The organism is Thermogemmatispora argillosa, from assembly GCF_059696725.1.
On record NZ_AP019377.1, the window covers coordinates 4048441 to 4061817 of the forward strand.

Below are 13377 nucleotides of genomic sequence, written 5' to 3' on the forward strand. Positions count from 1 at the left end.
CTATCGACGAAGCGAGCCAGAAATCTGCAAGAATATGGGGCCTTCTTGCGTTTATTCACTAGATCAAAGCGCTGCTGGGTGGGACGGTGTCAGCGAGGGAACCGGAAGGCTCGGATCACCTGTCATAACTCCCATCGGAATGCTCGTCTCAGTGCTTAAACTTCCCAGAAAAGGAGTAGTAGCCCATGTCGAACGAGTCTATCACCGCTGTCTCCTCCGCCGTGCTCTTCTTTGGGTGCGTCGTGGGACTGCTTGTACTTGGCTTTGTTGTGCTAGTCTCCTGGCAGATCTTTTCAAAGGCGGGCTACAGCGGCGCCCTGTCCCTATTGATGCTGATCCCGGTGGCCAATATAGTCGCCATCTGTATCCTGGCCTTCGGCCGCTGGCCGATCCACGAGGAACTTGAGCGGCTACGCGCCTACATGGGCCAGGGGCAGGGCAACCCAATGGCCCCAGGGGCAAGGCCAGGCCCCTTTTCTCAGCCCGGCTTCCCGCCGCAATCCTAAACCTCCCTCATAGACGGGAGCGGGCCAGCCAGGTAAGAAGTCTCTCCCACAGGAGAGGCCTGGCCGGTCCGCTGGCTTCGCTTGAGGCCTGGCCCTTCTTCCCACAGCTACTAATCTGCATCCATCGGTGTCCTCCTCTTCGTCGTCTCAGTCAATACATTCCCTGCTCCCTCTCGAACTCCAGCTAGGCTATAATGGAGGAAACCAAACACTCTCAGGTCTCTCTCAGCTTATTCTCAGGATTCATTCATTGGAGACTGGCATACTGAGTCTGGGGAAGGAGGCAGAAGGGCGCGCTCGCTTTCAGCTCGTTGGGTTCTCCCTCTCTCCCTCTCTATGACTCATCAGTAGGCCCTGGTCAGGCACAGGCGTGGCTGACCAGCCCGCTATCACTAGCCAGAGCCGCTCACCAGTAGCTCGGAGAGAGGTCTATGAAAGCGCACATTCTGGTTGTTGACGATGATCCACGCATCACCAACCTCCTACGCAGGATTCTAGCCTACGAAGGCTACAGTGTGGCCATTGCTGCTACTGGCGATGAAGCCCTGATGCGCAGCCTGGAGCATCCACCTGACCTGATGATCCTCGATATCATGCTACCCGGTATCGATGGTTTAGAGGTGGTCCGTCGCCTGCGCGCCGCTGGTGACACCATGCCTGTACTCATGCTAACCGCACGGGATGCTGTTCCCGATCGCGTCAAGGGCTTCGAGATGGGGGCCGACGATTATCTCGTCAAGCCTTTTGCTCCTGAAGAGCTACTGGCTCGTGTCATGGCTCTCCTGCGCCGTAGCCAGGCCGAGCGTAGTGAAGTGCTGCGCTATGCCGATCTGACCCTGGATACCGGCACGCGCCTCGCTTACCGCGGGCAGCGCGAAATCGAGCTTTCCCCAACCGAATATGAACTACTGGCGCTCTTCCTGCGCCGCCCCCGGCAGGTACTCACCCGCGACCTCATTATGGAACGGGTCTGGGGACTCGATTTTGAAGGCTCCTCCAATGTGCTCGAAGTCTATATCGGCTACCTGCGCTCGAAATTAGAGGCCGGTGGCGAACCGCGACTGATCCACACGGTGCGTGGCATCGGCTATGTGCTCAAGGAATAATGTCTCTCGCTGATTAACAGCTTTTTTCCCTTAAGCCAGCCTCAAGCCCTGTCTCGGGAGCTGCCCTAGTTCGTCTGTCAGGGCCTGTAGCTGTGGAATGTGCTCGGCTGCAGAGGGGAAGCTGTAACCAGGATCTCCGCTGTGGCGATTGGACTACAAGGAAATGGAAGAAGTGTATGGGTGAGATTGGTGCTGCTCGTGCGGCTGCTCGCTTGCGGGCAATGCCCCACACATTGCGCCTGCGCCTGGTTTTCTGGTATGGCTTGCTACTGACAATCACACTCGTGGCTTTTGGTTCCTTGATTTTCCTCCTGGCGAGCAATGCTCTCAATCAGAGTGTGATCACCAATACGCGCGTTGTGGGACATGCCGCCCTCCTTGACGTCGAGCGGCAGCTTCAGTCCACCCAGCCCTATTTGCCTCTTAATCCTGATCTCCACGATATTGATCTCTACCGCACCCCGATAGTCTTCGCCCTCCTGACTCCGGAGGGCCAGGTTGTCTACTCCTCAAACGGCAGCCAGCTCAGTATGCTGCCGCGCAATAGTGCGGCCTGGAATGCCGCCCTGCGCCGTCAGGAAGCCTGGTACACTACCGAAGTCAATGGCGACCGCCTCTACGTTGGAGTGCTCCCGATTTGCCAGACCAAAGCCTCAAGCCCAATGCCGGCTGACGTCAGTGCCACCGCGGTTCCCGCCTGCCGGGGTCCGCTGGTCGGTCTCCTGCTGGTGGCAAAGTCCTTTAACGAGGTTGATAATATCCTGCTCTTGCTCAAGACGCTGCTCGTAGTGGCCAGTGCAGTCATTCTCATCGGTGCTCTAGCTGGTGGCTGGTTTATTGTCAGCCATATACTCCGCCCCCTAGAAGACGTCGTAGCAACGGCGCGCGCCATTAAAGAAGCCACGGCTCGTGGTACCCGCATCGGCGATCTGAGCCTGCGCGTTCCACGCCCGCGCCGTCACGATGAAATCGGTCTGGTCATCGATTCCTTCAACGCCATGCTCAGCGACCTGGAACATGCCGTTCGGGCTCAGCGCCGCTTCATTGCCGATGCTTCACATGAGCTGCGGGCCCCGCTCACCACCATTCAAGGCAATCTGGCGTTCCTGCAGCGTCATATCGATGAGCTGCCGCCCGAGGAGCGACGAACAATGCTCTGTGATGCCCATAGCGAAACGCTGCGCCTTGCACGCCTGGTCGATGATCTCCTCCTGCTGGCCCGGGCCGATGCAAGCTTTGCCCGCCAGAATGCAGAAGAAGAAGAGATCCTCTCTGGCAGCAATGGCCGACGCGCTCTTCCTCCTGTTGTCGAGCTCGATCGCATCGTTCTACATCTTATCCGTCAGTTACGCCTTCGCCTTCAAGCAGAGGAATCGCCGCTAAAGCTGGAGATTGGCCATATTGAGCCTGTTCGTGTGCGCGGAGAAGAGGAGCAACTAAGACGTTTAATGCTTATTTTGCTTGATAATGCGCTCAAATATACGCCGGCTGAGAGCGAGCAGCAGCCGGGACGGGTAGTCGTTTCACTGGAACGCATCGGCAATGAGGCCCTCTTGCGGGTCAGCGATACAGGGATAGGCATTGATCCCGCTGACCTTCCTCACATTTTCGAACGCTTCTATCGAGCCGACCGGGCCCGTCAGCGCCCGGGCACGGGCCTTGGACTGGCGATTGCTCAAACCCTGGTGGAGCAGTTTGGGGGACGCATCGGAGCCGAGAGCGTCCCCGGGGAGGGCAGCACCTTTAGTGTCTGGCTACCGGTGGCTACCCCTGGCAGCCAGGGAAGCTCGGCTGTTGGCGGTTGAGAACAGATCCTACCTTGCTAAGGCGAGCACCAGCCTGCCAGTGCCTGCCCTCCATCCGCCTGCCCGCCTCTGGTGTGCAGGCGCGACGCCGATTCTCTAGACCGCAGGTCGACTGTCTAGTCAGGCCTGTTCTCTTCGCGCTGGGGCGAAGGCTGATCGCTGGCCGACTGAGCCAAATCTTCAGGATATGTAAGGTCAAAGAAGGGCGAAGGTCGCTCCGTGCGAATATTCGGCGCATATGGTCCACGCCGCTCACGCCCTGAGTGAGCATCATAAGCCCCATAGCCTTGTAACAGCTCCACTGCCTTGTGTGCGCTGGCCGGAGGCAGGCCGGCAACACGCACAGTAACAAGGGCGTGTCCCGCGCGAAATTCCTGCTCATAGAAGCGGGCTTCTTCGTCAGGGATGCCAGCCTCCGTGAGATAGTTCAGATCCAGGCGAGGTCGGCGCATTTCCTGCGGATTCGCTAAGCCTAGATAGTCAGCTCCAAAGCCTGCCTCGCGCAAGGTCTCATAGGCTCGCCTTGCCTGGCCTGGGTCTTCAAAAACGCCAACGATCACGCTGCTCTCTGCCATGTCTGTTTGCCTCCTCCCTTGCTTCAGAGACTATGGCTGCTCTATCCCGCGGCTGAACGGCTCGTCTCCTGAACCCGGCTCGCTCAGTATTGGCCTTGCCATGCTCACGAAGATTCCACGCGCCAGCGAAAGTCATAGTGACTCTGCCATAGCCTGTGGCCTGGGCGACCGCTTTCTTCACGACCGGAACAAAGAGCGGGCGGAGCGGGCGAGCTGCTTGGGCCGTGTCTCTCTATGAGGGCTTCTCTTGAACGTCACATCTGACTTGCCAATGCACGATCGCCAGTCAACCGCTAGACCGAAGGAGGAAGCGAGAAATGCAGCTTGCCGAAAAGGTAGCGCTGATCACCGGCGGAGACAGTGGCATCGGGCGCGCCATCGCCCTGCGCTTCGCCAGCGAAGGGGCCCGGGTGGCCATCAGCTATGCGCATGCCGCAGAGAAAGCGAAGGAGGTCCAGCAGCTCATTGAGCAAAGAGGAGGACAGGTCTTCGTTCTCCAGGCCGATATAGCCCAATACCAACAGGCCATAGCGCTCGTGGAACGCACAATAGAGCACTATGGGCACCTCGATATCCTGGTCAACAACGCTGGTATGGAGATCCATCATCCATTTATTGATGTGACTGAAGAAGAATTTGATCGTGTGCTGGCGGTAGACCTCAAAGGCCCCTTTTTCTGTGCCCAGGCGGCAGCCCGCCAGATGATCAGGCAGGGGACGGCGGGACGCATTATCAATGTTTCTTCTGTTCATGAGGATCTACCGATGCCGCTCAATGTGCCCTATTGCTGCGCAAAAGGTGGCCTGCGCATGCTGATGCGCACCATCTGCCTGGAGCTGGCCCCCTACCACATCACGGTCAACAATATTGCCCCTGGCGCCATCGATACGCCGATCGATGCCGACGTCAAAGCTGATCCTCAGAAGTATCAGGCGCTGCTGGCAGAGATCCCGCTGCATCGCATGGGTCAGCCCGAGGAGGTCGCCGCCTTGGCTCTCTACCTGGCCTCAGATGCGGCGGCTTATGTTACAGGCTCCACCTTTGTCATCGATGGCGGTCTCATGCGCAATACAGGCTCGCTCTAGCTGAACCGGCGTGCAGTGCTGGGCCGGCCCTGCCCGTCTGCCTGTCAGCAGTAAAGCGGCTCAGCCCGATACAGCACTCGGCAGGACCGCTTTGGCTGCGCCCGAAGCGCAGTTCTGCCTGACCACGGCCATGAGCCAGCAGCAAAGAGGGCCGTCCTGTCGTTGACTGGCAGTGATCAGGGGCTCGGCTCGCTCATGCTGCTGGCTTGCCAAACAGGACATTGTCTTCAACGGGGCGCCTGCTCGCTCTCGGGACGCTCACTATCAGATGCTGGTAGCTGCTCCTCGCGTAGGCGAAGAGCACGTAAGCGCGCTCCGAAAGGAAAAAGCAGACGAATGCGCAGGACACGCTCACGCCTTCGCTCTTCGATCAAGGTACGCACGCGTGCCTTGAGGAGATCGCTCAGCGAGACCAACCCCAGCAGGCGTCCGCTGTCGCGCTCAACGACCGGCAGGCGCGTCAGCCCGGTCTCGGCCATGCGGTAAACAACGGGACGGAGCGGCTCATTGGGGTAGCAAACCACCGGCTGACGGCGGATCGACTCTACCAGCAAACGCCCATTCTGCTGCTCTGCGCTCGCCTCGCGGGCGAGCAGCTCCAGATCGCGGCGCGTTAGCACACCCACAAGGCGCTTTTGTTCGTCAATGAGGGGATAGAGGCGCTGGCCGTGTTGATGGGAGACGCGCCGCAGCGATTGCAACAGCTCCTTTTGCGGCAGTGAGGCAGGTAGGGCCACAATACTGGTGCGCATCACCTCGCGGATAAAGATGATTTCCAATGGATCGATGGAGTACTCGCGTGTCAGGTGGTAGCCGCGCCGACTGACCTTCTCGGTCAGGATCGAGCGCCGCATTACCAGAACCGTGAAGGCGTGAGCGGTGGTCACAGCAATCAAGAGCGGGAGCAAAGCATTCACATCGTGGGTCAGCTCCAGCATGAAAACAATGCCAGTGAACGGGGAACGCATTGTCCCACCGAGTATAGCTCCCATACTCACCAGAGGCCAGAAGCCAGGTCCCTCGGAGGGAAACACAGGGGCCAGCAGCCCGCCCAGAGCACCGCCCATCAGAAGGAGGGGAGCCAGCACACCGCCCGAGGTGCCCGAGCCAAGCGAAATAGCCCAAATCGCCGACTTAACCAGCAGGACACCCAAAATAATAGCGAACGGGACATTACCTTGTAAGAGAGCGCTAATCGTATCGTAGCCTACACCAAGAGCCTGGGGAAAGATCAGCCCGCCAAGGCCGATAGCCAGTCCCCCAATAGCCGGCCACCACATCCAGTGGAGAGGCAACCTGCGAAAAGCATCCTCCGAGGTATAGACCGCAATCGTTAGAAGGGCCGAAAGTGCTCCGGCCAGCAAACCGACCGCCAGGCAGCAGAGCATAGCGCGGGGGCCGATGAAAGCCGGATGCGGAAGCGTTGGGAAGAGTGGTCCCATACCGATCAGGTAGCGACGCAGCACGGCGGCTGTCGCACTGGCCAGGGCCACGGGGATCATACTGCGTGGCTTCCACTCGAACAATAGCAGCTCCACGGCGAGCAGCACCGCCGCTACGGGCGAAGCAAAAGTAGCCGACATACCCGCTGCAGCGCCAGCAACGAGCAGCGTCTTGCGCTCAGCGCTGCTCAGATGGAAGAGCTGAGCGATCATCGAGCCAAAAGCTCCTCCGGTCATTATGATTGGTCCCTCTGCCCCAAAAGGACCACCGGAGCCGATCGAAATGGCCGCGGAGAGCGGTTTAAGAAAGGCAACGCGCGGTTGCACGCGACTGCCGTTAATCAAGATTGCCTCAATGGCTTCAGGAATCCCGTGACCGCGGATACGCTCTGAGCCGTAGCGCGCCATGAGACCAACGATCAGAGCGCCGATGATCGGCACCAGGATTTCAAAAAGGCCAAGGTGATTCCCTGCTGGCGAAACCAGGGACGTATCGAAGCGCTGATAGAAGAAGAGATTAGTGAATAGACCAATGAGGCGCAGTAAGACAAGAGCGACAACGGCCCCCAAGGCACCAATGACTACGGCTAGCAGAGAAATGAGAATCACTCGGGGCGTCGTCGTAAAGTCGCCAAGGTGCTCGCTGTCCTGGCCCTCATTCTCTCCTCTGAGCACCTGGAGCAGCGTTCTCCAGAGTCGACGGCTCCTGTGCAGCCAGAGAGGCCGCTCTTGAGAACTGTCCAGCTCCGCTGTATCTCCTCGATAAAAAGCAAAGGTCGTCATAACTCTTGATGCTCTTGATCCACTTGATCCGCATTTTCCCGACGAGGCTCAGCCTCCTGCGGCGCAGCAGCCTGAACAGTGTCCTGGAGAATAGCTTGCAGCGCAGCGACCAGGGCCGGCCCAACGATCTGCAGCTCGGCTCGATGATAGGCGGCCAGGGTGCGCAGTACCGTCTCTCCGTGAGAGGTGAGCGAAATGATCACCTGGCGCTGATCGAGTGGGTCGCGTTGTTTCCGCACAAGGTCACGTTCGGTCAGCCGGTTGATCAGCTCTACAGCGCTATGATGCTGAATCTGCAGACGCTCGGCCAGCTCGGTAATGGTGGCCTTACGTCCTTCGGGCAAACCCTTCAGGGCTAACAGCAGCTGGTAATGCTGCGGCTCCAGGCCAGCTTCACGCGCGACCTGCTCGCTGAAGCGCAGAAAGCGTCGGATCTGATAGCGGAATTCGGCCAGAGCGCGGTAGTCGATGGGCAGATCCTGGTGATTGGATGGCATGAGCGGGCTCGTTCTTGCGCTGAAATCTATCGGATTACGATAGAATTGTATGCCGTGGAGCCTGACCCTGTCAAGGGATCGGTGCTCAAGCTGTTCATATATATTCACATAAAGGCATGCGTCTTTATCTATACTTGATCTTTTAGCTATTTTTGTATTTTTTATATGATTATAATCTACTTATGAGCAAAGATCATAATATCGTGATGCACATGAAAAATATTTGTCTTCTGAAAGGAGGAAGAGCAATGCGCGCCCTTGAGCCGAAAGCTATTTCCTGGGCTGGGGCGCTGGGAGGGCTGGTGCTGCTCATCGTCTTAGCGGCCTGTGGAGCGGCGACACCTTCCAGTGGGGCGGCGCCGAACAAGACCGCTGTCGCTGCCACCTTTGCCAGTGTCGTTTTCAGGCACATGCCGACCGGCACAGCGCAGCTCACCTGGACGCCGCAAGATCATACGCTGACCGTCAAGCTCAGCATGCAGGGATTAGTACCGGGTACCAGTCATCCGGCGCACATTCACAAAGGAAGCTGTCAGCATGCGGGACCGGTAGTCTATCCTCTGCCGATGTTGCGGGCTGACGAGCATGGTCAGGCCAGCATCACTGCTATCTTCAGAGGCGAGACTCAGGGCATTCCCGCCTCGGGCTGGTACATCAATGTCCACAATGGACCGACCGCCATTACGGCGGACCAGATTCAGTCGATCTCTTGCGGTGACATCAGCAATCCAGCGGGCGCCTCAGCCAAGAACCGGCAGCAAGTGAGCGTCGCTCTAGGCGAAGATGTGGCCCCAAATCAGGCTACCAGGGGACAGGCTCAGCTCCGTCTGGCGGAGCGCACCCTGACCATCCATGTCTCCATCAGCGGGTTGGCTCCCGATTCGAGCCATGATTTCCAACTTCGTGCCGGTAGCTGCAGCAACATGGGCCAATTGCTCTACAATCTGCAGCCTCTGAAGGCTAACGCGCGTGGCGAGGCCGATACCAGCGTGACGGTCAAGGGAATCAAGACCATTCCTTCGAGCGGCTGGTACCTGGTCCTTTATCAGACTGGTGGCGCCTCACCCGAGGCCAATAGCGATATTATCGCCTGCGGCGATGTAGTTCCAGCCATCTGAGCCTGAAGAGGAGCAATGGCTGCTCTCCTTCTGCTGCTTTTACTACGTGATATGCGCGTCGGGAGGGTCAGCAGCGGCAGAGCTGACCAGAGCTGCCGGCTGTGCCGCTGGCTGGCTCTCTCCTCTCCTACCTGCCTCAAGCCCTGGCGGGCGGACCGTTATTCAAGCCAGGGCTGTTTTCGCTGGCAGGCTTGCCTTGAGGCGACCGCTTAGGATGAGCCAGCCGGCCAGGCAGCCCAGCAGGAAAATGGAAACTACCCCGTGATAGGCGACCACAAAGAAGCGTGGGTCGCCAGCGAAGAGGATGGAGCTGAGATCCCCGCCAATGACATTGGTCGCTGCGTGGGCCAGGCTACTGGCCCAGATGCTGCCGCTCCTGAGCCGCAACCAGCCGAAGATAATCGAGAGCCCAATCGTACAAAGGATGAAGAGCATTGACCCCAACCAGGGATTGGGGTAGCCTTCGTAGCCCATGAAGATCAGGGGCAGGTGCCAGCAACCCCAGATCACGCCCGTGATGATTGCCGCCAGCAACGGGCGCCCCGGGCATAGCCGGAGCTGCAGATAGCTGCGCCAGCCGAATTCTTCGCCCCAGAGGATCGGTGTAACCAGGACTGCGAAGATGAGCAGTTGCAGGAGCAAGACGGGCCAAAGCGCCAGAGGTAGTGGCCCGGTCTGAACCATGTGAAGAGAGAGCTTGAGGAAATGCTGCAGCGTGAAATCCGGTCTGGCTATCCCAAAAAGCAGGCTGACGCTGATGATCAGGCCCATGTTGATGAGCGGCAGCAGAAGCGCAAACAGATAGTAGCGCCACTTTCCTCCTCGCAGCGAGAGCGCTAGACCGGCGTCGCTCAGCCCTTCGCGCGTGATCCAGAGCCGAACGATTAAGGCCGCGATGGCTGGCATGAAGCCACTGAGCAAGGTCACCCCTAGAAAGAGCAGGCTCCTTACAGCTATACCTGCGAGCTGGCTCAGGCCCCAGCAGAGCCAGGCCCCCGCGAATGTGATCAGCAGATACGCGATGATTCCTTTGCGCTGGCTTTTTTCCATGACGGAGCAGTTTCTCCTTTCCTTGCCCCCGTCGCTACTAGGGGGCTGTCTCTTTGTGCTATTTGTTATATAATAGCTATAACAAAAAGTCAAGGTGAGCTGGCCATGTTGATCTTTATCGAACCGGAGAGTGAGAAGCCCATCTATCAGCAGCTTCGCGATCAGATTGTCGAGGGCATTGCCCGCGGCGAGTTGCCGCCGGGAACGGGGTTACCATCGATTCGGCAACTGGCCGCCGATTTTGGTATCAACCTGCATACGGTCAACAAAGCCTACGAGCTGCTGGAGCGCGAAGGCTTCCTTCAGGTACGGCGCAAGACGGGGGCGGTAGTTCAGCCGACGGGGCGCCTGGCTGAGGACTGGGAGGCCCGTCTACGCACGCTGCTCGCTGAGGCGCTTGCCCAGGGGGTACCCGCTGAGGAGATTCTAACGCGCTGCCAGCGTGTGTTGACTGCCCTGGCTGATCACGGCCAGCCTCATCAGTAGCTCGACAGGAGAAAGGGACAGGAAGGGGCACGTGCTATGCATGCTCTGTATGCCTCTATGAATGCTATTATGCTGGTTGGAATTAATATGATCTGTTGGCTCTGGCCTGATCTGGCGCCGCCAACGCTGGTTTTCGGGGTGCGCATCCCGCCAACGCATGTGAGCGAGCCGGTAATTGCTCAGCTCCGGCAGCGCTATCGGCTGGCATTGCTACTAGCAGGGTTGGCTGAATTGTTGGCAATGCTGCTGCTAGCCTGGCTCCTGCCGCTGTGGTGGCAGATTTGGATGCTGCCCATCTTAGTACTAGGGACGGTGGTGGTCGCTGGCTGCCTCTATGCTCTCATGCATCGCACGCTCCGACGTGTGAAGGAACGTGAAGGCTGGTACAGCGGTCTCCGTCAGGCGGTCGTGGTCGAGGTGGGGGGACCCGAGCAGCATACGCGGCCTTCCTCGCTGTGGCTGGCGCTGGATTTGTTGCTCTTGGGGGCGCTCTGGGGGCTGATGGTCGTGCGCTATCCGGTGCTACCTGAGCGCATTCCGCTCCATTTTGGTATCAATGGTCAGGTTGACCGTTGGGGCGGGAAAGAGGAGCTGCTCTTATTATCCTTGTTTATCCTGGTACTGAATGTTCTCCTTCTCGGATTGGCGCTCAAGCTCCCTCAAGGAAGCCGGCAGCTTGATCCGGCAGATCCAGAGCAGGCGCGCCGTGATCGGCAACGCAGGCAGCAGGCTTTGAGCAATATGCTGGCTGCCATGCTTGGGATCGTCAATCTCAGCTTCTTTCTGATCCTCCTGCTGCTCACGCAGGTCATTCCGCTGACAGCGAGTATGAGTGTGCTCATACTGGTGCTGGTGCTGCTCTCGCTGGGGCTGCCGAGTCTGACGGTCTTCTACATTGCTCAGACCAGGCCCACGCAGATCTACGCTATGCGCACGAACTACGTGGCACACGACGACGATCGCTACTGGAAGGCCGGGTTCTTCTATGTTAATCGCGATGATCCGGCTCTCTTCGTAGAAAGACGCGTGGGAGTGGGTTGGACTGTCAATATGGGCCATCCGCTGGGCATCGGGCTGGTGATTAGCCTGCTGCTCGCTGTGGTTGTTGTGCTGCTGGGGCTGCTGCTCCTTGGGCCGCACTGAGGCAATGCGGGAGAGGAGGGGACTGGGGTAGATTATATGCTACAATCAGGAAGAGAAGGGCGACCCGAAGCGGGGTCGTCCAAAACCGCTTTGCTACCAGTCTTTCCTGTCTCAGGAGCAGCAGTATGAGTGTAAGCGCGAGACGGCGCAAATTCTGGGGCTGGGGCTATGAGGGGGACATCCTCAGCGAGGAGGAACTCACCTGGCTCGAAGGGACGTGGGCGGCCTTCTTTGGGGTTAATCAGTTCGAGGTGACTCCGCCGCCAACAGTGGAAGAGATTGACCTGCGTCCACCGCGTCTGAGCATCCCCTCTGCGCTTGCGGCCATTTGCACTACGGAACCCTATGAGCGCCTGCGCCATGCCTATGGTGCTTCTTTCCCTGATTCGGCCCGTGCCTTCGCGCGTGACTTCTCTCATCCACCCGATGTGGTAGCCTATCCGCGCGCGGTCCAGGAAATTGCAGCTCTGCTCGACTGGAGCTATGCCAACGATATCGTGGTCATCCCCTTCGGTGGGGGGACAAGCGTTGTGGGGGGGGTCGAGCCTCCTGCGGCGGCGGAGCGGGTGCTGACCATCGATTTGACGCGCATGCAGCGCGTGTTAGAGATCGACGAGCGGTCACAGGTGGCCTTAATCGAAGCTGGAGCCGCTGGTCCGGTGCTGGAAGAGCAACTTCGGCCCGGAGGCTGGACGCTGCGTTTCTTCCCTCAGTCCTTTGAATTTTCGACCCTTGGGGGCTGGATTGCCACGCGCGCCGGTGGTCACTTTGCGACCCTGGCCACGCACATCGACGATCTGGTCGAGAGCGTCGAGCTGGTGACGCCGCGCGGCTTGATTGTCTCGCCGCGTTTCCCGGCCTCGGGGGCTGGGCCTGATCCGCAGCGTCTCTGGCTAGGCTCGGAGGGTACCCTTGGCTTGATCACGCGGGCCTGGGTGCGCATTGTGCGTCGCCCGCGCTTTCGCGCTTCAGCTAGCGTGCGCTTTGAGGATTTCGTCAAAGCTGTGGAGGCTGTCCGTGCCATTGCTCAGGCTGGCCTCTATCCAGCCAATTGCCGTCTCCTTGATCCTCTGGAGAGCCTGGGCAGTGGCCTGGGCAATGGCGCGCAGGCGTTTTTGATACTGACATTTGAGTCGGCAGACCATGCGCTTGATCCCTGGCTGCGGCGTGCGCTCGAATTGTGTGCTGACTATGGGGGAGTCGTTGAGTCGCAGGCCAGCGAACCCGGGGAGGGAGAGGGCCACCATCGGGGGGCTGCGGGTCGCTGGCGTCAGCGCTTTTTGCGCATGCCGTGGTATCGTGAGGCGATGACGGCGCGGGGCATTATCTCGGATACCTTCGAGACTGCCGTGACCTGGGAGCGCTTACCGCGCCTCTATGAGCAGGTACGACTCGCAACTGCCCAGGCCATACGCGAGGTGACTGGCAAGGCTGGCTGGGTCAGTTGCCGTCTGACGCATGTTTACCCCGATGGGGCGGCGGTCTATTTCACCTTCTGTGCTCTCGGTCAGAAGAGGTCGCTCGTGGAACAGTTCTGGGAGATCAAGCGTGCGGCTCTCGGCGCTGTGACGGAGCAGGGGGGCACGATTACCCATCATCATGCTGTTGGGCGTGATCATCGTCCCTGGTACGATCGTGAGCGGCCTGCTCTCTTTGCTGAGGTGCTGCGCGCTGCTAAGGAGGTGCTTGACCCTCACTGGCTGCTCAATCCGGGGGTGCTGCTCGACCCCCCACCGGTCCGCGCGTGATATAGTAATAGGCAGTGGACGCGAAGCCCAGGT

At 59.1% G+C, this 13377-nt stretch carries 12 protein-coding genes; 8 read left to right on the forward strand and 4 right to left on the reverse strand.

The features are described from left to right. The first annotated feature begins 185 nt into the window (after positions 1–185). The 3 genes from AC6H1L_RS15765 (at position 186) to AC6H1L_RS15775 (ending at position 3417) form a co-directional block, all read left to right on the forward strand. Positions 186–506 carry a hypothetical protein gene (locus AC6H1L_RS15765; RefSeq protein WP_497598439.1) on the forward strand — a complete coding sequence of 107 codons (321 nt, stop codon included), beginning with the start codon at positions 186–188 and terminating at the stop codon, positions 504–506. Positions 507–937: 431 nt separating this feature from the next. Continuing rightward, the gene (locus AC6H1L_RS15770; RefSeq protein WP_497598440.1) at positions 938–1612 is read left to right on the forward strand and encodes a response regulator transcription factor; all 675 of its coding nucleotides are present in this window, start codon (positions 938–940) and stop codon (positions 1610–1612) included. 176 nt (positions 1613–1788) lie between these two features. After that, entirely contained in the window at positions 1789–3417 is a 1629-nt protein-coding gene (locus AC6H1L_RS15775) for a sensor histidine kinase (protein WP_497598441.1), read from the forward strand. A 116-nt stretch (positions 3418–3533) separates the two neighbouring features. Here AC6H1L_RS15775 and AC6H1L_RS15780 read toward each other — a convergent pair whose 3' ends face one another. Further along, a complete protein-coding gene (locus AC6H1L_RS15780; protein WP_497598442.1) occupies positions 3534–3992 on the reverse strand; it encodes a hypothetical protein in 459 nt (152 codons plus the stop codon). Positions 3993–4309: 317 nt separating this feature from the next. Here AC6H1L_RS15780 and AC6H1L_RS15785 point away from each other — a divergent pair, with 317 nt between their 5' ends. After that, positions 4310–5077 carry an SDR family oxidoreductase gene (locus AC6H1L_RS15785; protein WP_497598443.1) on the forward strand — a complete coding sequence of 256 codons (768 nt, stop codon included), beginning with the start codon at positions 4310–4312 and terminating at the stop codon, positions 5075–5077. Between the two features lie 227 nt (positions 5078–5304). Here the strand turns inward: AC6H1L_RS15785 and AC6H1L_RS15790 are convergent, their stop codons facing one another. After that, positions 5305–7302 carry a chloride channel protein gene (locus AC6H1L_RS15790; RefSeq protein ID WP_497598444.1) on the reverse strand — a complete coding sequence of 666 codons (1998 nt, stop codon included), beginning with the start codon at positions 7300–7302 and terminating at the stop codon, positions 5305–5307. Next, entirely contained in the window at positions 7299–7799 is a 501-nt protein-coding gene (locus AC6H1L_RS15795; RefSeq protein ID WP_497598445.1) for a MarR family winged helix-turn-helix transcriptional regulator, read from the reverse strand. The genes AC6H1L_RS15790 and AC6H1L_RS15795 overlap by 4 nt, the downstream gene beginning before the upstream one ends. A 248-nt stretch (positions 7800–8047) precedes the next feature. On the opposite strand from AC6H1L_RS15795, the gene AC6H1L_RS15800 reads away from it, so the two are divergent. Then, on the forward strand, positions 8048–8917 hold the full coding sequence (locus AC6H1L_RS15800; RefSeq protein ID WP_497598446.1) for a CHRD domain-containing protein: 870 nt from the start codon (positions 8048–8050) through the stop codon (positions 8915–8917). A 162-nt stretch (positions 8918–9079) separates the two neighbouring features. On the opposite strand, the gene AC6H1L_RS15805 is transcribed toward AC6H1L_RS15800, so the two are convergent. Beyond that, entirely contained in the window at positions 9080–9967 is an 888-nt protein-coding gene (locus AC6H1L_RS15805) for a CPBP family intramembrane glutamic endopeptidase (RefSeq protein ID WP_497598447.1), read from the reverse strand. Between the two features lie 105 nt (positions 9968–10072). Between AC6H1L_RS15805 and AC6H1L_RS15810 the strand changes: the two genes are divergently transcribed. The 3 genes from AC6H1L_RS15810 (at position 10073) to AC6H1L_RS15820 (ending at position 13344) form a co-directional block, all read left to right on the forward strand. Further along, positions 10073–10453 carry a GntR family transcriptional regulator gene (locus tag AC6H1L_RS15810; RefSeq protein ID WP_497598448.1) on the forward strand — a complete coding sequence of 127 codons (381 nt, stop codon included), beginning with the start codon at positions 10073–10075 and terminating at the stop codon, positions 10451–10453. 36 nt (positions 10454–10489) lie between these two features. Further along, the gene (locus tag AC6H1L_RS15815; RefSeq protein ID WP_497598449.1) at positions 10490–11596 is read left to right on the forward strand and encodes a DUF1648 domain-containing protein; all 1107 of its coding nucleotides are present in this window, start codon (positions 10490–10492) and stop codon (positions 11594–11596) included. A 125-nt stretch (positions 11597–11721) separates the two neighbouring features. After that, positions 11722–13344, forward strand: coding sequence for an FAD-binding oxidoreductase (locus AC6H1L_RS15820; RefSeq protein WP_497598450.1), 1623 nt, complete (start codon positions 11722–11724; stop codon positions 13342–13344). The last annotated feature ends 33 nt before the right edge of the window (positions 13345–13377 follow it).